This window comes from Thalassovita autumnalis, from assembly GCF_001458255.1.
Taxonomy (GTDB): Bacteria; Pseudomonadota; Alphaproteobacteria; order Rhodobacterales; family Rhodobacteraceae; genus Thalassobius; species Thalassobius autumnalis.
Genome location: NZ_CYSB01000010.1, coordinates 58,221 through 79,683, shown reverse-complemented (window position 1 = coordinate 79,683; position 21,463 = coordinate 58,221). Strand labels below are relative to the sequence as shown.

At 59.2% G+C, this 21,463-nt stretch carries 23 protein-coding genes; 9 read left to right on the top strand and 14 right to left on the bottom strand.

The genetic code is table 11. From position 1 onward, the window contains the following. Nucleotides 1–22: 22 nt before the first annotated feature. Nucleotides 23–862 (top strand): universal stress protein, encoded by an 840-nt coding sequence (locus TL5118_RS04125; protein ID WP_058245520.1) that lies wholly within the window; start codon nucleotides 23–25, stop codon nucleotides 860–862. Nucleotides 863–936: 74 nt separating this feature from the next. Here TL5118_RS04125 and fnrL read toward each other — a convergent pair whose 3' ends face one another. Next, nucleotides 937–1,683 carry a transcriptional regulator FnrL gene (gene fnrL / locus TL5118_RS04120; protein WP_058245521.1) on the bottom strand — a complete coding sequence of 249 codons (747 nt, stop codon included), beginning with the start codon at nucleotides 1,681–1,683 and terminating at the stop codon, nucleotides 937–939. A gap of 64 nt (nucleotides 1,684–1,747) precedes the next feature. Between fnrL and hemN the strand changes: the two genes are divergently transcribed. Further along, nucleotides 1,748–3,103 carry an oxygen-independent coproporphyrinogen III oxidase gene (hemN, locus tag TL5118_RS04115; protein ID WP_058245522.1) on the top strand — a complete coding sequence of 452 codons (1,356 nt, stop codon included), beginning with the start codon at nucleotides 1,748–1,750 and terminating at the stop codon, nucleotides 3,101–3,103. 65 nt (nucleotides 3,104–3,168) lie between these two features. Here the strand turns inward: hemN and TL5118_RS04110 are convergent, their stop codons facing one another. The 5 genes from TL5118_RS04110 to TL5118_RS04090 form a co-directional block, all read right to left on the bottom strand. Beyond that, nucleotides 3,169–4,743, bottom strand: coding sequence for an ABC transporter ATP-binding protein (locus TL5118_RS04110; RefSeq protein WP_058245523.1), 1,575 nt, complete (start codon nucleotides 4,741–4,743; stop codon nucleotides 3,169–3,171). Then, nucleotides 4,740–5,846, bottom strand: coding sequence for an ABC transporter permease (locus tag TL5118_RS04105; protein ID WP_058245594.1), 1,107 nt, complete (start codon nucleotides 5,844–5,846; stop codon nucleotides 4,740–4,742). Before TL5118_RS04105 ends, TL5118_RS04110 begins: the two co-directional genes overlap by 4 nt. 16 nt (nucleotides 5,847–5,862) lie before the next feature. Beyond that, the gene (locus TL5118_RS04100) at nucleotides 5,863–6,948 is read right to left on the bottom strand and encodes a microcin C ABC transporter permease YejB (RefSeq protein WP_058260749.1); all 1,086 of its coding nucleotides are present in this window, start codon (nucleotides 6,946–6,948) and stop codon (nucleotides 5,863–5,865) included. Nucleotides 6,949–6,955: 7 nt separating this feature from the next. After that, on the bottom strand, nucleotides 6,956–8,866 hold the full coding sequence (locus tag TL5118_RS04095) for an extracellular solute-binding protein (protein ID WP_058245525.1): 1,911 nt from the start codon (nucleotides 8,864–8,866) through the stop codon (nucleotides 6,956–6,958). A 223-nt stretch (nucleotides 8,867–9,089) separates the two neighbouring features. After that, on the bottom strand, nucleotides 9,090–9,611 hold the full coding sequence (locus TL5118_RS04090) for a c-type cytochrome (RefSeq protein ID WP_058245526.1): 522 nt from the start codon (nucleotides 9,609–9,611) through the stop codon (nucleotides 9,090–9,092). A gap of 122 nt (nucleotides 9,612–9,733) precedes the next feature. On the opposite strand from TL5118_RS04090, the gene TL5118_RS04085 reads away from it, so the two are divergent. Both TL5118_RS04085 and TL5118_RS04080 read left to right on the top strand, forming a co-directional pair. Continuing rightward, nucleotides 9,734–10,573, top strand: a complete 840-nt coding sequence (locus tag TL5118_RS04085; protein WP_058245527.1) for a prephenate dehydratase — start codon at nucleotides 9,734–9,736, stop codon at nucleotides 10,571–10,573. A 66-nt stretch (nucleotides 10,574–10,639) separates the two neighbouring features. Continuing rightward, on the top strand, nucleotides 10,640–11,113 hold the full coding sequence (locus tag TL5118_RS04080; protein WP_058245528.1) for a GNAT family N-acetyltransferase: 474 nt from the start codon (nucleotides 10,640–10,642) through the stop codon (nucleotides 11,111–11,113). Between the two features lie 87 nt (nucleotides 11,114–11,200). On the opposite strand, the gene TL5118_RS04075 is transcribed toward TL5118_RS04080, so the two are convergent. The 5 genes from TL5118_RS04075 to TL5118_RS04055 all read right to left on the bottom strand — a co-directional run bounded on the left by TL5118_RS04075 (nucleotide 11,201) and on the right by TL5118_RS04055 (nucleotide 13,744). Continuing rightward, complete coding sequence (locus tag TL5118_RS04075) at nucleotides 11,201–11,758, bottom strand: F0F1 ATP synthase subunit B (RefSeq protein ID WP_058245529.1); 558 nt, start codon at nucleotides 11,756–11,758, stop codon at nucleotides 11,201–11,203. A gap of 5 nt (nucleotides 11,759–11,763) precedes the next feature. After that, nucleotides 11,764–12,294, bottom strand: coding sequence for a F0F1 ATP synthase subunit B' (locus tag TL5118_RS04070; RefSeq protein WP_058245530.1), 531 nt, complete (start codon nucleotides 12,292–12,294; stop codon nucleotides 11,764–11,766). Between the two features lie 82 nt (nucleotides 12,295–12,376). Continuing rightward, nucleotides 12,377–12,601 (bottom strand): F0F1 ATP synthase subunit C, encoded by a 225-nt coding sequence (locus TL5118_RS04065; RefSeq protein ID WP_058245531.1) that lies wholly within the window; start codon nucleotides 12,599–12,601, stop codon nucleotides 12,377–12,379. Between the two features lie 52 nt (nucleotides 12,602–12,653). Continuing rightward, complete coding sequence (locus TL5118_RS04060; protein WP_370701662.1) at nucleotides 12,654–13,361, bottom strand: F0F1 ATP synthase subunit A; 708 nt, start codon at nucleotides 13,359–13,361, stop codon at nucleotides 12,654–12,656. Nucleotides 13,362–13,414: 53 nt separating this feature from the next. Continuing rightward, nucleotides 13,415–13,744, bottom strand: coding sequence for an AtpZ/AtpI family protein (locus TL5118_RS04055; RefSeq protein WP_058245533.1), 330 nt, complete (start codon nucleotides 13,742–13,744; stop codon nucleotides 13,415–13,417). A 289-nt stretch (nucleotides 13,745–14,033) separates the two neighbouring features. Here TL5118_RS04055 and TL5118_RS04050 point away from each other — a divergent pair, with 289 nt between their 5' ends. Then, complete coding sequence (locus TL5118_RS04050) at nucleotides 14,034–14,405, top strand: ArsR/SmtB family transcription factor (protein ID WP_058245534.1); 372 nt, start codon at nucleotides 14,034–14,036, stop codon at nucleotides 14,403–14,405. Here TL5118_RS04050 and TL5118_RS04045 read toward each other — a convergent pair. Next, nucleotides 14,402–15,289 (bottom strand): DMT family transporter, encoded by an 888-nt coding sequence (locus TL5118_RS04045; RefSeq protein WP_058245535.1) that lies wholly within the window; start codon nucleotides 15,287–15,289, stop codon nucleotides 14,402–14,404. The two genes, TL5118_RS04050 and TL5118_RS04045, sit on opposite strands and share 4 nt — an antisense overlap. A 5-nt stretch (nucleotides 15,290–15,294) precedes the next feature. Continuing rightward, complete coding sequence (locus tag TL5118_RS04040) at nucleotides 15,295–16,170, bottom strand: LysR family transcriptional regulator (protein ID WP_058245536.1); 876 nt, start codon at nucleotides 16,168–16,170, stop codon at nucleotides 15,295–15,297. A gap of 175 nt (nucleotides 16,171–16,345) precedes the next feature. Here TL5118_RS04040 and TL5118_RS04035 point away from each other — a divergent pair, with 175 nt between their 5' ends. Together TL5118_RS04035 and TL5118_RS04030 are read left to right on the top strand one after the other, a co-directional pair. Then, nucleotides 16,346–16,942 (top strand): FMN-dependent NADH-azoreductase, encoded by a 597-nt coding sequence (locus tag TL5118_RS04035; RefSeq protein ID WP_058245537.1) that lies wholly within the window; start codon nucleotides 16,346–16,348, stop codon nucleotides 16,940–16,942. Nucleotides 16,943–17,138: 196 nt separating this feature from the next. Beyond that, nucleotides 17,139–18,233: a serine hydrolase domain-containing protein gene (locus TL5118_RS04030; protein ID WP_058245538.1), complete on the top strand. Its 1,095-nt coding sequence runs from the start codon at nucleotides 17,139–17,141 to the stop codon at nucleotides 18,231–18,233. Here the strand turns inward: TL5118_RS04030 and TL5118_RS04025 are convergent. Then, the gene (locus TL5118_RS04025; RefSeq protein WP_058245539.1) at nucleotides 18,230–18,787 is read right to left on the bottom strand and encodes a TetR/AcrR family transcriptional regulator; all 558 of its coding nucleotides are present in this window, start codon (nucleotides 18,785–18,787) and stop codon (nucleotides 18,230–18,232) included. The two genes, TL5118_RS04030 and TL5118_RS04025, sit on opposite strands and share 4 nt — an antisense overlap. Nucleotides 18,788–18,875: 88 nt before the next feature. On the opposite strand from TL5118_RS04025, the gene TL5118_RS04020 reads away from it, so the two are divergent. Both TL5118_RS04020 and TL5118_RS04015 read left to right on the top strand, forming a co-directional pair. Beyond that, nucleotides 18,876–19,946: an alcohol dehydrogenase family protein gene (locus tag TL5118_RS04020; protein WP_058245540.1), complete on the top strand. Its 1,071-nt coding sequence runs from the start codon at nucleotides 18,876–18,878 to the stop codon at nucleotides 19,944–19,946. Between the two features lie 97 nt (nucleotides 19,947–20,043). Next, on the top strand, nucleotides 20,044–21,243 hold the full coding sequence (locus TL5118_RS04015; RefSeq protein WP_179945304.1) for a hypothetical protein: 1,200 nt from the start codon (nucleotides 20,044–20,046) through the stop codon (nucleotides 21,241–21,243). The last annotated feature ends 220 nt before the right edge of the window (nucleotides 21,244–21,463 follow it).

Below are 21,463 nucleotides of genomic sequence, written 5' to 3'. Positions count from 1 at the left end.
TCTGCTCAGGAGGAACTCGGAAATGGCCTTTAAAACACTATTTTCTGTGCTGACAGATCCGGCACAAATCCCCGGTCTTCTCGACCAAACCACCACAATTGCGCGAAAATATGACGCACATATTGAGGTGCTTGCACTTGGCGTAGATCGCACCCAAACAGGGTACCACTACGCCGGCACAAACGCTTTGGTCGTACAAGAAACCCTAACGCGCGCGCATGAAGAGGCCAAGTCTCTTGAAGACAGCGCCGACAAATATCTGGGTCTGCAGGATGTGCGCTGGGGTGTTGAAAGCGGCGTGTCACAATTGGCCGACATTGGCCGGCACGTCGGGCTGCATGCCCGGTTCAGTGATCTGGCGGTTCTGGCCAAACCCTATGGCGAAGGGCTGGGTTTGGAGCTGGAAGCGGTTGTCGAAGCGGCCCTGTTTGATGGCGGTGTGCCGGTTCTGGTGATGCCAGAAGGTGTGACGGCCCTGCCGACCCCGAAAACCGTTCTGGTTGCCTGGAACGAAAGCCCCGAGGCGCTGCGCACAGTGCGCGCGGCCCTACCGATCCTGAAACAGGCCGAGCGCGTCTGTGTTGTGGTGGTGGACCCGCCAGCCCATGGGCCCAGCCGGTCCGATCCCGGTGGTATGCTGTCCCAGTTTCTGGCCCGTCACGACGTCAAAACCGAAATCGACGTGCTGTCGAAAACCCTGCCGCGGGTCTCTGACGTGATCCTACGCCATGCGGGCGACATCAACTGCGATCTGGTGGTGATGGGGGCCTATGGCCATTCGCGGTTCCGCGAGGCGATCTTAGGCGGTGCCACGCGGGATATGCTGGAACTGTCACCGCTGCCAGTATTCATGGCGCACTAAAAAATGCCCGAAAACGAAAATGGCGGGGCCAGCCCCGCCATTTTCAGATGTGCATTTGAGGATATAGGCGCGTATCAGGCGAAAACGCCACCGTCAGAATCATCCCCTGCCTCATCCATCAACCGGTCGAGATCGGGCACGGTCACATGGCGTTTGCCTTCCAGCTGGATCACCCCGTCGCGCTTCAGCGCCGAGATCTGGCGGCTGACCGTCTCCAGCGTCAGACCCAGATAATCCGCCATCGCTTCGCGGGTCAGCGGCAGGTCAAACACCACCTTGCCCTGCGCCGGGCGCAGGTGCAGCGTGGCGTCGCGCCTTGCGATGATCGACAGCAGGCTGGCGATTTTCTCGCGTGCGGTTTTGCGGCCCAGGACCAACATCCATTCACGCGCTGCATCCAGTTCATCCAGCGTCATTTCCAACAACCGCTGCGCGATGTGGGGCGTTTCCAACATCATCTTTTCAAACGGTTTTTTACGGAAACAGCACATCACCAGATCGGTGGTTGCCACCACGTCATAGGCCGAACCATCACGGCCCGGGCGACCAACAAAATCGCTGGGCAGCAACAGACCAACCATCTGGGTGCGGCCGTCTTCCATCGTTTGGGTCAGGGTCGCGATGCCCGAGACAACCGAGCCGACGAAATCCATCGGATCCCCTGACCAGACAACAGTCTGGCCCGCCTCGAAGCTGCGGTAATATTTGATCTTATCCAGGTGCTCCAATTCATCGGCATCACACCTGGCACAGACTGCCCGATGCCGAATCGGGCAATCAGAACAATCATGGGGGCTGGGGAGGGAAATCTCTTTCAGCATCTATCCGTTCGCGCTTGATCTGGGTCAAAGAGGCTTTGACGCCGTTCTCCTAAAGGCTATGTCCATGGAAACGAAAACGCAACTTGCCAAACTGGGACTGTTTGACGCGAAAGTCCCGCGTTACACCTCTTATCCCACTGCCCCGCACTTCTCGACGGAAGTGAACGGGAGCGATTATGCCAGCTGGATCAGCGCCTTAGCGCCTGGCTCCAGTATTTCGCTCTATGTGCATGTGCCATTTTGCCGCCGGTTGTGCTGGTTCTGCGCCTGCCGCACCCAGGGCACGCAGAGTGAATCACCTGTGGCCGCCTACCTTGAGGTGCTCAAGGCTGAGCTGAAGATGCTGAAGCGTCAGCTGCCCGAAGGCATCAGCCTGTCACGGCTGCATTGGGGCGGCGGCACGCCGACACTGCTGTCACCTGAGATGATGAATGAGCTGGCCGGCGCAATTGCTGATGTGGCGCCTTTCGCGCCCAATGCTGAGTTTTCGGTTGAGATTGACCCGAATGAGATTGACGACGCGCGGCTCAAGGTCTTGGCCGCGGCGGGGATGAACCGCGCCTCGATCGGGGTGCAGGATTTCGACGACGAGATCCAGAAAACCATTGGCCGTATTCAGGGCTATGACATCACCCGCGACGCCGTGGAGGCGATCCGCAGCCACGGTGTCTACAGCCTGAACGCTGATATCCTGTTTGGCCTGCCGCATCAGAGCCAGGAACGGATCACTGAAAGCGTGCAGAAGCTGCTGTCGCTGGAGCCCGATCGCGTGGCACTTTACGGCTATGCCCATGTGCCCTGGATGGCCAAACGGCAGCAGATGATCCCCTCGGACGCGCTGCCAACACCCGAAGAACGACTGGAACTGTTTGAGACGGCGCGCAAACTGTTCGTCTGGGACAATTACGCTGAAATTGGCATCGACCACTTTGCGACGCAGGATGACGGTCTGACCATCGCGCAGAAGGCCGGGCGGTTGCGGCGGAATTTTCAAGGCTACACCGATGACACATCGGATGTGTTGATCGGGGTTGGGGCCTCTTCAATTTCGCGGTTCCCGCAGGGCTACACGCAGAACGCCCCGGCCACCGGTGCCCATACCGGCGCGATCCGGGAGGGCCGTTTTTCAGTCACCAAGGGCCATCGGTTCACACCTGAGGACAAGCTGCGCAGCCGAATCATTGAGATGATCATGTGCGACTTCAAGGTTGACAGTGCCGAGCTGCTGGATGGTTTTGACGTCCCTGCCGCGCAGCTGCAGGCGATGCTGGATCAAGCTGACAGCGCCTTCCCAGGTATGCTTGATCGCCGCAATGGCGATCTGTTCATTCCCGAAGCGGCCCGCCCACTGACCCGGATGATTGCGCGCGCATTTGACGCCTATGACCTGTCCAAAGCGGGCCATAGCTCAGCAATCTGAACTGGTTTGATATTTACAGTGATGCGGCGCCTGTCCCAGCAATGTTGGGGCGGGCGTTTTTCGGTTCAGACCGTCGCGGCCAGCAGAGTCTTGGCGTAATCGGTCTGCGGGTTGTTGAACAGGGCATCTGCCGGCCCGGCCTCCACCACATCGCCCTGTTGCATCACAATCATCTTGTGGCTCATCGCCCGCACCACATGCAGGTCGTGACTGATGAACAGATAGGTCAGCCCGTGTTTTTGTTGCAGGTCGCGCAGCAGATCAACGATCTGCACCTGCACCGTCATATCCAGGGCCGAGGTTGGCTCATCCAGCACCACAAGGCGCGGGTTCAGAATCATCGCGCGCGCAATGGCGATGCGCTGGCGTTGGCCGCCGGAAAACTCATGTGGATAGCGGTCCATCGTGGCGGGATCGAGGCCCACCTCCTCCATCACGGCGGCCACTTTGGTGCGTTGATCGCTCTTGCCGCCGCCATGGACCGATAGCCCTTCGGCAATGATCTGGGCGCAGCTCATCCGGGGGGACAGACTGCCAAAGGGATCCTGAAAGACGATCTGCATGTCCTTGCGCAGCGCCCGCAACTCTTTGGTTGAGATGTTGCGAATGTCGCGACCCTCAAAATTGATCCCGCCCTCCGAGGCGATCAAACGCATCACGGCAAGGGCCAATGTGGTTTTGCCGGACCCCGACTCCCCCACAACCCCCAGCGTTTCGCCTGCCCGCAGGGAAAAACTGGCGTCATTCACCGCCTTGATGTGGCCCACCGTGCGTTTGAAGAAGCCCCGCTGGATCGGGAACCAGATGCGCAGGCTGTCGGTGGTCAGGATGGTTTCTGCCCCCTCCGGAACCGGGGTAGGCACCCCGGCGGCGCGGGCGGACAACAGCATCTGGGTGTATTCGTGCTGAGGATTGGCAAAGATCTCGGCGGTTGGTCCAGCCTCAACAACTTCGCCGTCTTTCATCACACAGACCTTATCGGCCAGTTTCTGCACGATCCCCAGGTCATGGGTGATGAACAACAGCCCCATGTTTTCGCTTTCTTTCAGCTCAACCAGCAGATCAAGGATCTGCGCCTGAATGGTCACATCCAAGGCTGTGGTAGGCTCATCCGCAATCAACACGTCGGGCTTGTTGGCCAGCGCCATGGCGATCATCACCCGCTGGCGTTGACCGCCGGACAGCTGGTGCGGATAGGAGGTCAGGCGTTTTTCCGCATCCCGGATGCCAACCTTATCCAGCAGCTCCAGTACCTGTCCCCGGGCCTGATCAGCCGCGATGCCCTGGTGCAGCATCAGCGATTCGCTCAACTGCTTTTCAATCGTGTGCAGCGGGTTGAGCGAGGTCATCGGCTCCTGAAAGATGAAAGAGATGTCATTGCCGCGCACGCGCTGCAACTCGGCCTCACTGGCGCCGATCATTTCGGTGCCTTCATAAGTGACCGATCCGCCCACTTCGGCGTTTTCGCCCAGCAGCGAAACAGTGGACATCGCCGTCACCGATTTGCCCGAACCGCTTTCCCCGACCAATGCGACGGTTTCACCGCGGTCCACGGTGAAGGAGACCCCTTTCACCGCCCTGTTGACCTTGCCTTCCTGACGGAAGCTGACGGTCAGGTCTTTGACCTCAAGAATGCTCATTGGAAGGTTTTCCTTGGATCAAAGGCATCGCGCACACCTTCAAAGATGAACACGAGGAGCGACAGCATGATGGCGAAGACAAAGAAGGCGGTGAAGCCCAGCCATGGCGCCTGCAGGTTTTGTTTCGCCTGCAGCGTCAATTCCCCCAGCGACGGGGCCGAGGACGGCAGACCAAAACCAAGGAAGTCGAGCCCCGCCAATGTTGCCAGCGTGCCTGTCACAATAAAGGGCAGCAACGTTACGGTGGCGACCATGGCGTTGGGCAGCATATGGCGGAACATGATGGTGATGTTGGAGACGCCAAGCGCCTTGGCAGCGCGGACATATTCCAGATTACGTGCGCGCAGGAACTCCGCCCGGACCACGCCCACCAGCCCGATCCAGCCGAAGAGCACGGTGATGAACACCAGCAGCCAGAAACTTCGCCCGATGATCGCAAACAGGATGATGATTACGTAGAGCGAGGGCGTGCCGCTCCAGATCTCAATGATCCGCTGGAAAATCAGGTCGACCCAGCCGCCGAAATAGCCCTGCACCGCGCCGGCAATGATGCCGATGATGCTGGAAAGCGTGGTGACGATCAGCGCAAACAGGATCGACAGGCGGAAGCCATAGATCACCCGCGCCATGACATCGCGTTTGGTGTCATCGGTGCCCAGCCAGTTCTGCGCGTTCGGCGGCAGCGGCGCGGCGCCGGGGCGGTCCACGGTGGACTGATAGCTGTAGGGGATCAGCGGCCAGATCGACCAGCCTTTGTGGAAGCCTTCCGCGCTGTACTCCCCAGCGTTGATCTGTTCAATCACCCCTTCCGGATCGTCCCAACAATCCTCCATCCCGCCGGAGCGGATCAGGCATTTCACCTCAGGATCGCTATAGACGGCCTCGGTCTGGAAATCGCCGCCAAAGGCGGTTTCGGGATAAAACTGGAAGACCGGGGTGAAGTAATCGCCGCGGTAGTTCACCAGAATGGGTTTGTCGTTTGCCACCAGCTCGGCAAAGAGCGAGATCACAAACAACACGCTGAAGACGATCAGCGACCAGTAGGCGCGGCGGTTGGCCTTCAAGTTGGACCAGCGGCGCTGGTTCAGCGGTGAGAGTGTCATACCAAATGCCATGGTCTCATCCCTCCCGCTTTTCAAAGTCGATGCGCGGATCGACCAGCACATACATCAGATCGGAAATGATCCCGACAACCAGCCCGATCAGGCCAAAGACGAAGAGGGTGCCAAAGACCACCGGGTAGTCGCGTGCCACGGCCGCCTCAAAGCCCATGCGGCCCAGACCGTCGAGGCTGAACAGTGTCTCAATAATCAGGGAGCCGCCGAAGAACACGCCGATGAACACCGCCGGGAAGCCCGCAATCACGATCAGCATCGCATTGCGGAAGACATGGCCATAAAGCACCCGCGATTCACTGAGGCCCTTGGCGCGCGCGGTGACCACATACTGTTTCTTGATTTCATCAAGGAAGCTGTTCTTGGTCAGCAGGGTGAGCGTGGCGAAGGCCGAAATGGTGGAGGCCACCACCGGCAGGGTGATGTGCCAGAAGTAATCGATGATCTTGCCGAACCAGCTGAGTTGTTCCCAATTGTCCGAGGTCAGCCCCCTGAGCGGGAAGATCTGCCAGTAGGAACCACCGGCAAACAGCACCAGCAAGAGGATCGCAAAGAGGAAGCCCGGGATCGCATAGGCCACGATGATCAGGCCGGAGGTCCATGTATCAAAGCGAGAGCCATCCTTGACTGCCTTGCGGATGCCAAGGGGGATCGAGATGATATAGGCGATGACAGTGGACCACAGGCCCAGCGTGATCGACACCGGCATCTTTTCGATGACCAGATCCACCACCGAGATTGAGCGGAAGTAGCTTTCGCCGAAATCAAAGCGGATGTAGTTCCACATCATCGACAGGAAGCGTTCCAACGGCGGCTTGTCAAAGCCGAACTCTTTTTCCAGCTCAGCGATGAATTCAGGCGGCAGGCCACGGGCGCCCTGATAGCGGTCATCGCCACCCAGATCGCCACCCGCCACCTCAGAGCCTGAGCCATCGAAGCTTTCGAAGACGTTTCCTTCGCCCTGTGTCTGGGCGATGATCTGTTCGATCGGGCCACCGGGCACAAACTGCACCAGGGCAAAGTTGATGATCATGACCCCGATCAGCGTCGGGATCACCAAGAGCAAACGTCGGAGGATATAGGCGCCCATCGCCCCGTTACCTCAGCGCGCCAGCGGCTTTGAGCGCCTCGTGCTTTTCGGCGTTATACCACCAGAAATCCAACTCTCCGCGGGCATAGGCCGGCAGCGGCGTCGGGTATTCATACATGTCGTAGTAGGCCACCGTATGCTCCGACTTGAACCACTGCGGCACCCAGAAGAGTTTCGCGCGCAGCACCCGGTCCAGCGCATGTACTGCGGTTTTCAACTCGGCCTTGCTGGTGGCGGCCACCACCTCTTCGATCAGCGCATCTACGGCGGGATCGGCAACGCCCATCAGGTTGCGCGAGCTTTCGTTGACGCCCTCAGACCCGAACCATTGCTTCAACCCGGTGGAGGGTTCCAGCGACATGCGGCCGTTGTGGGTGGTCATGTCAAAGTCGTACTTGCGCTCACGCTCACTGGCCTGCGCCGGATCAACACGGTTCAGGCTGGCATCGATGCCCAGACGTTTGAGGTTTTCAACATAGGGCAGTGTGATGCGGTCAAAGGCTGGCGAATCGTCCAGGAACTCAATGGTCAGCACCTGACCGTCCTTGCGGCGCAAGCCGTCGTCGCCAACGATCCAGCCCGCCTCATCCAGCAGTTTCGAGGCTTTGCGCAGGTTCTTGCGATCCAGCTGACGGCTGCCTGAAACCGGCGGCATCACCACCTCATCGGTCAGGATCGATGCCTCAAGCAGCCCCTGATCGACCAATGGCTGCAACAGCGCCAATTCACCCTCAGAGGGCACGCCGGTGGCCTGCAGGTCCGAGTTGCCCCAGAAACTGGTGACCCGGGAATAGAGGCCATAGAACAGCGATTCGTTGGACCATTCGAAGTTAAACATCAGCCCAACCGCTTCGCGGACACGACGATCCTGGAAGATTTCACGACGGAGATTGAACACATAGCTCTGCATCAACGACAGCGAGCCATCAGGCAGCTTTTCCGGCTTCACATAGCCGTTGACCACACCGGGGAAATTGTAACCTGTCGCCCAGGTCTTGGAGCTGTTTTCAGACCGGAAGGTATAGGCACCTGCTTTGAAGGCCTCAAAGGCGGCAACGCTGTCACCAAAGTATTCGACCCGGATGCTGTCAAAGTTGTTGCGCCCCTTGTTCACCGCCAGATCGTTGCCCCAGTAGTCAGGGTTGCGCTTGTAGATGATGCGGCTGGGAATATCGTAGCTGTCCAGCTGATATGGGCCTGAACCCATGATCGGTGTGACGTTTGCCTCATCGATATTATAGCCGTTCTCTTCGATCCATTTCTGCGAGAAGGCAGGCATGCCCCCGGCCAATCCGATGCGATCACGTTCAGGGCTGTCGGGGGCGAAGTGGAACCGCACCTTGTAGGTGTCGAGCACCTCAACCTCTTCGACAAAGGCGCCAAAGGCCGCACGGAACGACGGCAGGCCGTCGGTCATGAACATATCAAAGGTGAACTTCAGATCGTGGCCGGTCCATGGTGTGCCGTCCGCCATCGTCACATCGTCGCGCAGGTTGAAGGTCACCCAATCGATTGATTCCGGATATTCCATCGTCGTGCAAAGGAAACAGTAAACACCTGTGGGATCATCCGCGTAGGAGGTCAGAACATCCTCATGGCCAATGTTTGACAGGGCACCGGCGTTGCCCTTGCGGGTGTAGAGGTTAAAGCTGTCGAAGGTGCCCAGCGTCCAGATCGAGATCTCACCGCCTTTGGGTGCTTCGGGGTTCACATAGCGCAGGTGATCGAAATCAGCGCCATATTCCAGCTCACCAAAGAAGTTGTAACCATGGCTGGTGATGATCTTTTCTTCAGCCCCCGCCTGCCCTGCCAGACCGAGCAGCGCCAAGGCGGTCAATCCACCCCCAAGCCAGTACAGCCCAGCAGAAGGTTCAGCCACGATTGCGTGCGTTTGGGCGCGCATTTTGGATGGTGCCATTGAAAGATCCTCCAGCTGTTGGAACGCGTTCTTCGCATCTCTTCGTTGATTAAAGCTAAATCGGCACGCCCATTACATCAAGCCACGCCTCACCCAATAGTGATTACATTCTAGCAAGATAGCCGATCAGGCGCGACCTGCGCACAAAGAAAAGGACCGCTGCCCGGCTGGGCAACGGTCCTTTCTGTAACAGATCGCCGGTCAGACGGCGGACGCCAATGGCTTACTGCAGGCTCTGCAGATAGGCGATCAGATTGGCGCGGTCGGTCTCTTTTTTCAGGCCCGAGAAGGACATTTTTGTGCCCGGCGCGAATTTCTTGGGGTTTTCAACAAAACCGTTCAGATTGTCGACAGTCCAGGTGTCAGCAACTGCCACCAGCTTGCCCGAATAGGCGAAGCCATCGGCTGCAGACACGGCGCGGTCTACGATCTGATAGAGGTGCGGACCGGTGCCGTTCGCACCATCGTCCAGTTTGTGGCAGGCCTTACATTTGCCAAAAACCTTGGCACCTTTGGCCACGTCAGCTTCTGCCAACAGGGTCGCGAAGTCAGGACCTTCTTCCTCGGCACCGCCGTGGCTGTCGTCAGCACCAGTGTCGATGACATAGGCCTGTGCGTGGTGATCACCATGACCGCCAACTTCGGTGTTATAGAGTGCCTCTGCCGCCCAGTTGCCAAGCAAGAAAACCAGCAGCGCACCACAGAATGCACCGACGGCTTTGGTAAGGGTCATAGTATCAAGCATGGGTCGCCCGTTTGTTACATGTGTTCAGAGGCGTATCTACCCGCTTCCCCTTGCCTTGCGCAAGGTATAGTTTCCGCGACCAAACGCCCTAAACGGGTCTATTTGACGGGGAAATATCAGCAATGACCAATCGTATCGCCTTTCAGGGAGAATTGGGCGCCTACTCACATGAGGCCTGCCACAACTGCTACCCCGAAATGGAGGCCCTGCCCTGCCGGACCTTTGAAGACGTGATCGCCGCCGTGCGCAACGGCGAGGCGGATCTGGCCATGCTGCCGATTGAGAATTCGACCTATGGTCGGGTTGCGGACATCCACCGCCTGCTGCCGGAAAGCGGGCTGCATATCATCGGGGAAACCTTTGTGCGGGTGCGCATTGCCCTGATGGCGCATCAGGGTGTTGCGCTGGAGGAGCTGGAGAAGGTTCAAGCCCATCTGGTGCTGCTGCCGCAATCGGCTAACTTCTTGCAAAAACACGGGATTCGCGGTGAAGCCGCAGCTGACAGCGCCGGTGCCGCCGCCGATCTGGCGAAATCCGATGAGCGCACCACGGGTGTGCTGGCATCGGAAATGGCGGCCAAGATCTACGGGCTGAATGTGCTGGCCAAAGACATCGAAGATCACGGCCACAACACCACCCGTTTTGTCATCATGTCGCGTGAACCAAACCACGCACGGCGGGGTGAGGCTGAGATGATCACCACCTTCGTCTTTGAGGTGCGCAACATCCCGGCGGCGCTCTACAAGGCGATGGGCGGCTTTGCCACCAATGGCGTCAACATGACCAAGCTGGAAAGCTATATGAAGAACGGCTCATTCACCGCGACTCAGTTCTATGCGGATATTGAGGGTCACCCGGATGACGCCAATGTGCAGCTTGCCTTGGATGAGTTGAGCTATTTCACCAATGAGCTGAAGATCGTTGGCGTCTACCCGGCGGCCCGTCCCCACCACGGAGCCTAATTCGTGACATCAGGCAGCGCCGCCGGATGGCAGGCGCTGCCCATGCCCAGCCCCAGGATTGGTTTCATGCAGATTCGCCCGTTCCGCAATGAGGATGCCACTGCGCTTGGCCGAATCTTTCACCGGGCGGTTCAGGCAACGCCAGAGGGTGAATATTCTGCCGACCAACGACAGGCCTGGAGCGCCAGGCCAATCCCGGCGGAGCGCTATCTGGCCCGCATTCAGGCTGGTGACCATCAAGTCTATGTCGCGGTTGATACCAACGATTACCCCACTGGCTTTGTCGAGCTTCAGCCGGACGGGCACATCGACTGTTTCTATCGTGATCCCGAGCATGCGGGTAGCGGTGTCGGCACGGCGCTTTATGATCATCTGGAAGATCAGGCGCGCCGCCAAGGCATCACCCGGCTCTGGGTCGAGGCCAGCGATGCCGCCAAACGGTTCTTTCTAAGACAGGGATTTGGGGTGCTTGAACGGCGTGAAATCGCGCGCAATGGTGTCACGCTGCACAACTGGGCTATGGAAAAACACCTGCGCTGATCAGCGCTGTTCAAAACCAAACAGACCAAAAGCAAAACACCCCGCAGCCGGGCTACGGGGTGTTTTGAATGTCACGATGCAAAGCGATTAGTGCAGCTTGGCGTCCACTTCGCCGATCGCAGCGTCGATCAGCTTGTTGGCTGCGGTTGCGTTCATCTGCTTGGCAACGATGTCACCGGCAGCTTCAACAGCCACATTAATCGCCGCGTTGCGCACGTCACGTACGGCCGAGGCTTCTGCCGAAGCGATCTGATCCTGCGCAGCACTCAGGCGGCGCTCGATCGACTTCTGCAGGTCTTCTTTGGCCTGCGCAGCAAAGGCGGCTGCATCTTCTTTGGCCTGAGCCACGATGCGATCTGCCTGCTCCTGCGTTTCCTTCGACTTGCGCTCATAAGAGGCCAGGATTGCCTGGGCTTCTTCACGCAGGGCGCGGGCTTCGTCCAGCTCGTTCTTGATGTCGTCAGCGCGTTTGTCCAGCAGGCCACCGATCATCGAGGGCACTTTGAACTTCAGCAGGATGCCGACGAACAAGAGGAATGCCAGCAACACGATGAAATCGGTGTTGCGCAGCGAGAAGAACGGGCCACCAGCAGCAAAGGCGGGGCTGGCCGCAGTCAGAGCGACGAGAGTTGCAAGTTTACGCATATCTCTTACCCCTTCATGCGAGCAGCCACAGCTGCGTCGACGGCTTTGTCATCGGCTTCACCGCCCAGGGCAGTGATGAGTTCCGCTGCGGTATCCTTGGCGACGGCTTCCACCGATGCCAGGGCGTTCGCACGGATCTCGGCGATAGCTTTTTCACTTTCGGCCAGTTTTTCGGCGATCTCGGCATCGGCCTTAACGGTCGCTGCGTCGAGTTCGGCCTGCATTTCGGCCTTGGTTTCGGCGGCGATGCGCTGTGCTTCTGCACGGGCGTCTGCCAGAGCCTTGTTATAAGCCTCTTCCGCTTCAACCGCTTTCGCTTTCAGCTCTTCAGCTTTGGCGAGGTCGTTGGTGATGGTCCCCTGACGCTCGGCCAGAACCGCAGCAATGCGCGGCAGCGCGATGCGCGACAGGACGAAATAGATCACGACCAGCGTGACCAGAAGCCAAAACACCTGGTTGCCCCAAAACGAGGGTTCCAGCTGTGGCATAGGGTGTACCGAATAAGCAGCTTCGGCGGCGTTGGTATTGGTCGCCATAACGTCCTCCTTCGGGAACTTCCTGGTTACACCGGGTGAGTGCGTTGCACCCACCCGGCCGTAAGGATGTGTTCCGTAAGGCTTAGACGGCGAACATCAGCAGCAGAGCAACCAGGAACGAGAAGATGCCCAGTGCTTCTGCAAATGCGATGCCGATGAACAGGGTCGCGGTCTGCGACGCTGCTGCCGACGGGTTGCGCAGTGCGCCTGCCAGGAAGTTAGCAGCAACGTTGCCAACACCCAGAGCTGCGAGACCAGTACCCAGACCTGCCAGACCGGCGCCGATGTGTGCGAGTTCACCTTCCATTGTGTATCTCCTTACGATTGGAAGTTAGAAAAAGTGGTGTGAGGTTCAGACCTTAGTGCGACGGATGCAGAGCATCTTTCAGATATACACAGGTCAGAATGGTAAAGACGTAGGCCTGGATGAAGGCCACCAGGACCTCAAGACCGTACATCGCGGTGATGGCGACGATCGACAGCGGGCTGACAACAGCCAGCGCAGCGAAGCCTGCGAACACCTTGATAACTGCGTGGCCGGCCATCACGTTGCCTGCCAGACGAATGCTGTGGCTGACCGGGCGGACGAAGTAGGAAATTACTTCGATCACGGCCAGGATCGGACGCAGCGCCAGCGGTGCCGAGCTGACCCAGAACAGGCCAAGGAAGGCAGCGCCGTTTTTAACAAAACCAACCACGGTCACAGTGACAAACACCAGGAGGGCCAGAGTGATGGTCACAGCGAAATGCGAGGTGGTGGTGAAGCTCATCGGCAAGAGGCCAAGGAAGTTGGCGAAGACGATGAACATGAAGAGAGTCATGATGTAGGGGAAGAACTTCACCGCATCTTTGCCGGCGACGTCTTCAACCATCTTGTAGATGAAGCCATAGGCCAGTTCACCGATCGACTGGCTGCGCGACGGGATCATGGCGCGACGCGAGGTGCCGATCACCATCATTGCGGTGATGCCGATCACGGCCAGCGCCATCCACAGGGTCACGTTGGTGATGGTGTACCATGCGATTTCATCACCACCGAACAGCGGCTTAACGATGAACTGATCCATCGGGTGAAATTCGAGACCACCCTCTTTGGCGCCTTGTGCTTCGCTTGCCACGTTTATGCCCTCTCGTCGTTCTCGGCCTCTTCGGCCAATTTCTGCGTTTCGATCTCACGCGCGGTTCGGATCATCGTCTGTATCCCGGCCGCAAGACCCAACAATGTAAATGTGACAAGGAAGATCGGGATCGTCCCGAACAGGCTGTCCAGCCCGTATCCTATGCCAAACCCGATCCCAAGACCGGAGACTAATTCGACCACCATTCGCCAGGCATGATTTGCCATGGAATAGTGTTCATCCACGCGGGGCCTCGGTGCCTGTGCCTCTTTGGCCGCCTCGATCTTAGCTTCCAGCGCTTCTAGTCGCTGTTTTTGCTCTGGATCGGTCACGCGCAAAGCCCCTATGGATGACTGGCGCCTTGCTAAGGGGCTGGGGGGTCAGAGTCAACAGCGCTGAATGCGGCATTTGCAACCACTCAATGTACTGTTTTAAAACAAATTTTTCCGCCTCACTGCGCAACCGCGTCGGGCGGACCGGTGACCCCAAGGCAAATTCAAGGGGTTTTGCGTTATTTAACGAATTGGTTGAGTTTTATTTAGCACCGATCTCAGAACCGGCCTCAGCACGAGCTACTGCCAGCCATTGACCATCCCCCAACACAGCCGCTAGGCAGGGCCTATGGCTGATAAACCTACATTGGACACGGTCTTCGCGGCCTTGGCGGATCCGACCCGGCGACAGATCCTTTCGATGCTGCTGGAGGATGACATGGCGGTCACGGATGTGGCCGAACCGATTGATATGTCACTGGCAGCAGTGTCCAAACACCTGACAATCCTGGCCAATGCCGGGCTGATCTCCCAAGAAAAGCGCGGCCGGGTGAAATGGTGCAAGCTGGAGCCAGACGCCCTGCGCGAAGCCAGCGTCTGGATGCAGGGGTTTGGCCAGTTTGAAGCGATCAATCTGGACGCTTTTGAGCGGTTCCTCGAAGTCGAACTGGCAGATGATCCCGTTAAGGACCCAATTGAGCCCGAACAGGAAGCCGGCTAACCCGCTCCTTCGTCCTTGAGCAGCATGATCAGCGCCACGATGGTCAGCGCCACACCACCCAGAACCAACACCTGCGGCACGCCGTGGCCCAGCGCCACCTCCCAGACCAGAACCCAGCTGGGCACCAGATAGGTATAGGCCATCACTTTGGCGGACGGGATGCGCAGTGCGGCGAACTGCAACAGCACAAAGGTGGCAGCGGAGGCGAAGATCGCCACATAGAGGATGGTGATCCAGACAATACCCGGCAGCGCCGACCAATCCGTGGCCACGATATCACCCCAGCCCCAGAGCATGGCGACCAAACAGCAGGCCAGCGTCACACCAAAGGAAAACTGCAGCGCCGATTCACCCCGGTTTAGCTTGCGCACCATAGGCGTGTAGACCGCATGGGCTGCGCAGCCGATGAAATAGATCACCTCACCCCGGCCAACCTCAAACCCCAGGAGCGCCTGCAGGTCTGCGCGGAAAATCACCCAGAGGGCGCCAGCCCCACCGATCACCAAGGCCGTTGCCATGTGGCGCGTGGTGATCTGGCGCAACAGGACATAGCCCGCCAGCCCGCTCATGATCGGTGTCAGCGTAAAGACCGCTGCGGCAGAGACCGGCGGGGCGGTCTTCAACCCCTCAAACATCAGGATGAAATAGCTGGCAAAGAACCCCGACAACAGCAGGTAGCGCCACGGTGCCTGCCACATCTGGCGCGGCAAGCCGGTGGTCGCCAGAGCCACCGCCCCCAGAACCGCCGCCGCGATGGCAAAACGCACTGCATTCAGCGCGGCCGGGGCCAGTTCATTGGCCGCAAGTGAGCCAAGCGAAAACGACCCCGCCACAAGCGACGAGAAGATCAGCATGGCCAGATGGCCGCGCGTGGATTGACGCATTGGGATTAGGTCCAGCTTTTGGCGTATTCTTTAATATGGCTCAGGAAAGCCTGCACCTTGGTGGTGCGGTGCAGATCCACATGGGTCACCAGCCACAGGGGCGACGGCCATTCCTCTTTGTGGGCGCAGATCTTTTCCAGCTCGGGGTTTTGCTCGGCGCTCCACTTGGTGGCGTAGCCAATGCCAATGCCCGCCTGCATCGCCATGCCCACAGCGCGTGGGTCCGAGGAGCGGAAGACGATGTTTTCTTCAGGGATGTTTTCCCAGATCCAGCGATTGAACGGGGCACGACTGTTGCGATCGTCCGAGCAGACAAAGCGGTGATTGGCAAAATCCGTCTCCGACTGGGGCATGCCGTATTTTTCCAGATACTCCTTGGAGGCATAGAGGCTGGACCCCTGCGACATCAGCGGCTGCACAACATTGTCAGGCTCTTCTGGCGCGCGTCCTGCACGGATCGCCACATGCGCCTCACCATATTCCAGGCGGAACAATCGGTCCCCAGTCAGGAAGCGCAGAATTACCTCAGGGTATTTTTCCTGAAAATCTGCTAACGCTGGCATCAACAGGCCGGAGAGGCCCGCCAGCGAGGTGATCACCAATTCACCTGAGACATCATTGCCCTGCCCTTTGACACGGCTGGCCAGCTGGCTGAGCTGTTCGTCGGTGGTCTGGGCCACCCGCATCAGATCGGTGCCTGCCTCGGTTGGGGTATAGCCGCGCGCATGGCGTTGGAACAGTTTGACGCCCAAACGCCCCTCAAGCGCGTCGATGTGACGGATCACCGTGGCGTGGTGCACGCCCAGGATTTCTGCCGCCCCGCTGACGGTTCCCATTCTGGCCACCTGATAGGCGGTCCGCACCTCATCCCAGTTGTCCATATCACCTGCCCTAATGCTCAATGATCGGCGAAGGGCCGTCTGTGGCCAGGCTCGCCCATATGTGCAAATTATCACACTTTATGTCGAATTACGCAAATTGTGTTCGAATGTGCAAGAGCTAAATTGCGTTCCAGACAAACCACAGCACCACCCCACCACTCTGAGGAATAAGACAATGACCCATAAAGTTCTCCACATCGACTCAGCCATCACTGCAGACAATTCGGTCTCCAAAGGGCTGACCCGCGCGATCGTCGAAAAGCTGCAATCCAGCCACGCTGACACAGAAGTGACCTATCGCGATCTGGCGGCCACCCATCTGGGCCAGATTGACGGCGCCTGGCTGGCAGCCGTGAACACCCCTGCGGATGCCCGCACCGCAGACCAGAACGACGCGGCCGATCTGGCAGACACGCTGGTTGCCGAGTTGAAAGAGGCCGATACCGTTGTGATTGGCCTGCCCGTCTACAACTTCTCCGCGCCAAGCCAGCTGAAAGCCTGGATTGACCACGTTGCCCGCGCTGGCGTCACCTTCAGCTACACGGAAAATGGCCCCGAGGGCCTGATCAAAAACACCCGTGCGATCATCGCCTATACCTCGGGCGGCACAGCCTTTGGGTCGGATTATGACTTTGCCTCGGGCTACTTGCGCCATGTTCTGGGCTTTATCGGCATCACCGATGTTCAGTTTGTCGTCGCAGACAAAGGCGCCATCGATGCCGAGGCCTCGCTGAAAGCGGCCAACGCACATATCGCGGAACTGGCGGCCTGATCCCCACGCGCCACTCCACGACTGTCAAAAGCCCCTGACCTTCGCGTCGGGGGCTTTTTTGCATTGGGGCGCCTCAGCTAAAGGGGCCTTTGGGCGTCGCACTTGAGGTATTTGACGGTTATCTGCTGGGGCCACTCTGGAAATTCGCCACCACGCTCCCCATTGTTCGTCAGTGAAAGCAAACCGTGTGCCCGCTATGACGATACATCCACAGACTGAACGCCTGACGGCCATGATGAACACCTATACCGGCCCCAAGCACACTGTGACGGGGGTCCGTTTTGCTGGTGGACAGGCCGCCTATCAGCAAGCGGGCGTGCCCTTGGCCGGGGTCGCGCCCGAAGATGTGATTTATGAGATTGGGTCCATCACCAAGGTGTTCACCGCGATTTTGCTATGCCTGATGATCGAAGAGGGCAAGGTTGATCCGCAAGCGCCCCTGCGCGAGATGGCACCGGATCTGGGCGTGGTGCCCGAGTGGATCACGCCGGAACGCCTGACCTCCCACACCAGTGGGTTGCCGAATTACTACAAGCCCTTGTGGAAGGCGGTGCTGAACCAGTCAGCGGACGGCCCCTATGCAAGCTTTGCGCGCGCCGAGTTGTTGGACTGGTTTCGCAACTGGTCGGGCAAAGATCCCGGTGCCACGCCGCGCCATGCCTATTCCAACCTAGGGTATGGTCTGCTGGGGGAGGCGCTGGCGATGCAGACCGGACGCCCCTTTGTGGATCTGCTGACAGAACGGGTGATCGCCCCGCTAGGCCTGCAAGACACCACAGACCAGCTTAGCCCTGAGCACTTGACGCGATTTGCCACGCCACGGCTGCCCAAGGGCAAGCCGGTGAACCCTTGGGTGTTTGAAGCCTTGGCAGGCGCTGGATGCCTGAAATCAACGGGGCGCGATCTGGCGCTGTTCTCAGACCGGGTGATCCATGCGTTCAGCAGTTCCAGCACCCCGCTGGACCGTGCCATTGCACGGTCTTCCACACCGCTTGTGGGGCTAGGCAAAAAGGGCAGCTTTCAACCCATGGCGCAGGCCTGGGGCTGGATTTCGATCAACTATGACCCCGCCGCACCCGGGTTTCTGTTTCATTCAGGCGGCACCGCCGGGTCCACCTGCGGGCTTTATATCTGCGCGGAGCGGGCGCAGGCCTGCGCGGTCCTGTCAAACAACGGTATCGCGGGAAACCTTTGGGGCAGCATCAAACTGGACCTGTCTGATCAGCCGAAACAGGCGCAGGGGTATTTCACCGCCACCGATACAACTCGTGCCGTACCGTTAAAGGCTTAAGCCAGTTCAGCCGCGAACAGCCCCCGGCCCAGCGCCTGCGCTGTGCGCAAGGTAGCCTGCCCCTGCAAGGGCCAGCATTGCGTGACCCCTTCAAAGATCATCAAAAGGGCGGCGCTTTGATCCGGCAGCCCTACGGCGCTGGCCGCTTTGCCGGCGACCTCAGCCTTGTGTCGCTGCAAGAGACTTTGAAGGGCCTGATCCGTCGGCGCCGCTGCAACCGCGGCGTGGAACAGGCAGCCATGTGAAGCCTCCTCAACCATCCACTGACCGACGCGCCGCAACAGTTCGGCAAACACAGCGGGACCTGTTGCCGCGTCCCCTGCCCCCCCAGGCAAGGCGGAAAACATGTGGTTCAGATACCGCTGATGGCGATGCTCCAACGCGGCCAGTACCATGTCCGATCGGGACGGCATGTATTTGTAAAGCGTGCGCAGACTAACCCCGGCCGCATCGCGCAAAACCTCGACATTTGGTTCAGCAAAACCATGTTTTGCAAAAGCCTGCTCTAATCCGGCAGCGATTTTCTGTGCAGTTTGGTTGGGCGTGTCTGACATATTGACAGATGTAGAGTGAACGCTCTACCCATGCAAAGGTAAAGTGATCGCTCTACCTCAGCTAGCACCCCACAGACCGGAGGCCGCAATGTCCCTGCCCAAAACGATGAAAGCCATGGTTCTCACCGCGCATGGGGGAATGGATTGTCTGGAGTGGCGCGAGGATCTGCCGGTGCCGCAGCCCCGCCCGGATGAGGTGCTGGTGCAGGTGGGCGCCGCGGCGGTGAACAACACAGATATCAACACCCGCATCGGCTGGTATTCCAAATCGGTTGAGGGCGATACCGCCTCAGGCACCGATGGGTTTGGCGCAGCCGCCGATGCCGATGGTGGCTGGTCAGGGGCGTTGCAGTTCCCGCGTATCCAAGGGGCAGACTGCTGTGGCCGCATCGTGGCGGTCGGCGCTGAGGTGTCGGAGGCGCGGGTGGGCGAACGCGTGTTGATCCGCGCCATGCACAGGCCCGGCCCCAACGACCCTGACCTTCCGTTGATCACCTTTGGATCCGAACGCGACGGGGGGTTTGCTGAATACACCACCATCCGCAGCCATGATGCGGTGCGGATCACCTCCCACCTCAGCGATGTGGAACTGGCCAGCTTCCCCTGCGCCTTTTCCACGGCCGAGGGGATGATCCAACGCGCGGGCCTTGGTGCCGAGCGGGTGCTGATCACCGGGGCTTCAGGCGGCGTGGGTTCGGCGGCGATCCAACTGGCGAAACGGCGCGGTGCCCATGTGACCGCTGTGACCAGCGCCAGCAAGGCTGAGGCGCTGCGCGATCTCGGCGCGGATGAAACACTGAACCGTGACGCGGCTCTGGCAGAGAACAGCTTTGACGTGGTTTTGGATTTGGTGGGGGGCGACAGCTGGCCGCGTCTGCTGGATGCACTGCGCCCCAGTGGGCGCTACGCCGTGTCCGGTGCCATTGCCGGGCCGATTGTGGATCTGGATCTGCGCACGCTTTACCTCAAGGACCTGACATTCTTTGGCTGCACCCAGCAGGCGGACAGCGTTTTCAGCGATCTGGTGCGCTACATCGAACAGGGGGAGATCAAGCCGACCGTGGCGATGACCTACCCGCTGGCAGAGCTGAGGGCCGCGCAGGAGGCATTCCTGAAAAAGGCCCATGTGGGCAAAATCGGGATAACCGTTTCGGGCTGACTGCCCAATAATTAACCAATCATTTTGAAATCCAGCCTGGCGCGCCTATGCTGGCGCCGTGCCCTGTGATGGGTGCTTTTACACATTGGATTTCATCATGTTCGCCGTTGCCGACACCAAACAACTGGTTGCTGACCAGATCATCACCCCCGACCAAGCCCGCGAGATTGAGGCCCGCGCCCGCGATGCCATGGTGACCATGGCCGTCAACGCGGTGCTGTGTTTCGGCATTCTGGCGGCCACCGGCGGGTTCATATTCTGGCTGGCCGATGCCTTTGCCGTTGCGGTGCTGGGCGGCCTGATGCTGGCAGCCGGTCTTTGGGTGCTGTCACGTGATGGCGACACCTACCGGATGTTTGGTAATGCATCCGCGCTGATCGGGGCCGGCATGTTGATCGGTGGCGGCACGGTGGAGCTGATAGACAAGGCCGAAGACATCGCCGGCTGGGCCTTTGCCCTGGCCGGTGCCGGCATCGCGGGCCTCTGCGCCTGGCGATTGTCACTACCCGCGCCAAAAGCAGGCTTTGTGCTGACGGCGCTGCTGCTGACCGGGGTTACCCTGCATATCGGGGGCTTTGCCCTCTTGCTGGAACAGGCGGATCTGTTCGGCGGGATCAAAGCGCTGTTTTTCCTTTATGCGGCGGTGCTGCTGGCGCTGACAGGGTGGCACACCGACATACGGCTGATCACCGCCATTGCCATCGTGCCCTTTGCCCAGGCGCTGGACACGGGATCTGGCTATTTCCACGCAATCTATGTGTTTTACTCACCCGAGCCGACCCTTTCGATCCTGCAGATGGGACTGCTGATCGCGGGCTGTGTCCTATTGGCGCAGCGCAGCACAGAACGCACAGCGCGCCATGCACGGATCGCGGCGGTGCTGGCCTTTGTTGTGGCCAATATGTGTGCGCTGGTCGGATCGCTTTGGGGGGATGTCATTGGGGAGCACCTCTGGGGCCCGGACTTCTTTGATTTTGCCGACGCCGGTGACAATGACGCCCAGTGGGCCGCCTACCGCGCGGCGCGTGATGCCTTTTACGATCAGGCCACCCGCATTTCGGATGATGTCTATTCGATCCTCTGGGCGGTTGCGCTGGTTGCCATGATTTTCTGGGCGGCCCATCGCAATATCCGCGGGCTGTTCAACACGGCCATGACCTTTGCCGCGATCCATGCCTACACCCAGTTCTTTGAGACCTTTGCCGATGAGCCACTGGCCTATGTCATTGGTGGTCTGGCCGCGGTTCCGCTGGCCTGGGGGCTGTGGCGGCTGAACCAACGCATGGCGGCACGCTGAGCACGCAGGTTTAGACCGCCAAAAGCAGGTCAAACCCCTACGGCGCTTGACTCTGCCCTGCAATCGGCGTATCGCCCAACCCAACATCCGGAAGCCCCAATTGTCTTCCGGTCCTTCGCCTTTGCAAGGATCGCCCCCCGTCAGCGAGTTTCGCCCACGGGGGACATTGGCTTATGGGGCTGTTCTACCTACCTGTAGGACATCGGAAATGTGCTGAAGT

Excerpts from the sequence above, each read along its gene's own strand:
- TL5118_RS04020 (WP_058245540.1), top strand. The coding sequence starts at position 18,876 with ATGTCCCTGCCCAAAACGATGAAAGCCATGGTTCTCACCGCGCATGGG.
- TL5118_RS04110 (WP_058245523.1), bottom strand. The coding sequence starts at position 4,743 with ATGAGCATTCTTGAGGTCAAAGACCTGACCGTCAGCTTCCGTCAGGAA.
- TL5118_RS04045 (WP_058245535.1), bottom strand. The coding sequence starts at position 15,289 with ATGCGTCAATCCACGCGCGGCCATCTGGCCATGCTGATCTTCTCGTCG.
- TL5118_RS04125 (WP_058245520.1), top strand. The coding sequence starts at position 23 with ATGGCCTTTAAAACACTATTTTCTGTGCTGACAGATCCGGCACAAATC.
- TL5118_RS04065 (WP_058245531.1), bottom strand. The coding sequence starts at position 12,601 with ATGGAAGGTGAACTCGCACACATCGGCGCCGGTCTGGCAGGTCTGGGT.
- TL5118_RS04090 (WP_058245526.1), bottom strand. The coding sequence starts at position 9,611 with ATGCTTGATACTATGACCCTTACCAAAGCCGTCGGTGCATTCTGTGGT.
- TL5118_RS04025 (WP_058245539.1), bottom strand. The coding sequence starts at position 18,787 with ATGTCAGACACGCCCAACCAAACTGCACAGAAAATCGCTGCCGGATTA.
- TL5118_RS04100 (WP_058260749.1), bottom strand. The coding sequence starts at position 6,948 with ATGGGCGCCTATATCCTCCGACGTTTGCTCTTGGTGATCCCGACGCTG.
- TL5118_RS04015 (WP_179945304.1), top strand. The coding sequence starts at position 20,044 with ATGTTCGCCGTTGCCGACACCAAACAACTGGTTGCTGACCAGATCATC.
- TL5118_RS04070 (WP_058245530.1), bottom strand. The coding sequence starts at position 12,294 with ATGGCGACCAATACCAACGCCGCCGAAGCTGCTTATTCGGTACACCCT.
- TL5118_RS04035 (WP_058245537.1), top strand. The coding sequence starts at position 16,346 with ATGACCCATAAAGTTCTCCACATCGACTCAGCCATCACTGCAGACAAT.
- TL5118_RS04050 (WP_058245534.1), top strand. The coding sequence starts at position 14,034 with ATGGCTGATAAACCTACATTGGACACGGTCTTCGCGGCCTTGGCGGAT.
- TL5118_RS04060 (WP_370701662.1), bottom strand. The coding sequence starts at position 13,361 with ATGGATCAGTTCATCGTTAAGCCGCTGTTCGGTGGTGATGAAATCGCA.
- TL5118_RS04075 (WP_058245529.1), bottom strand. The coding sequence starts at position 11,758 with ATGCGTAAACTTGCAACTCTCGTCGCTCTGACTGCGGCCAGCCCCGCC.
- TL5118_RS04080 (WP_058245528.1), top strand. The coding sequence starts at position 10,640 with ATGCAGATTCGCCCGTTCCGCAATGAGGATGCCACTGCGCTTGGCCGA.
- TL5118_RS04030 (WP_058245538.1), top strand. The coding sequence starts at position 17,139 with ATGACGATACATCCACAGACTGAACGCCTGACGGCCATGATGAACACC.
- TL5118_RS04105 (WP_058245594.1), bottom strand. The coding sequence starts at position 5,846 with ATGACACTCTCACCGCTGAACCAGCGCCGCTGGTCCAACTTGAAGGCC.
- TL5118_RS04095 (WP_058245525.1), bottom strand. The coding sequence starts at position 8,866 with ATGGCACCATCCAAAATGCGCGCCCAAACGCACGCAATCGTGGCTGAA.
- TL5118_RS04040 (WP_058245536.1), bottom strand. The coding sequence starts at position 16,170 with ATGGACAACTGGGATGAGGTGCGGACCGCCTATCAGGTGGCCAGAATG.
- fnrL (WP_058245521.1), bottom strand. The coding sequence starts at position 1,683 with ATGCTGAAAGAGATTTCCCTCCCCAGCCCCCATGATTGTTCTGATTGC.
- hemN (WP_058245522.1), top strand. The coding sequence starts at position 1,748 with ATGGAAACGAAAACGCAACTTGCCAAACTGGGACTGTTTGACGCGAAA.
- TL5118_RS04085 (WP_058245527.1), top strand. The coding sequence starts at position 9,734 with ATGACCAATCGTATCGCCTTTCAGGGAGAATTGGGCGCCTACTCACAT.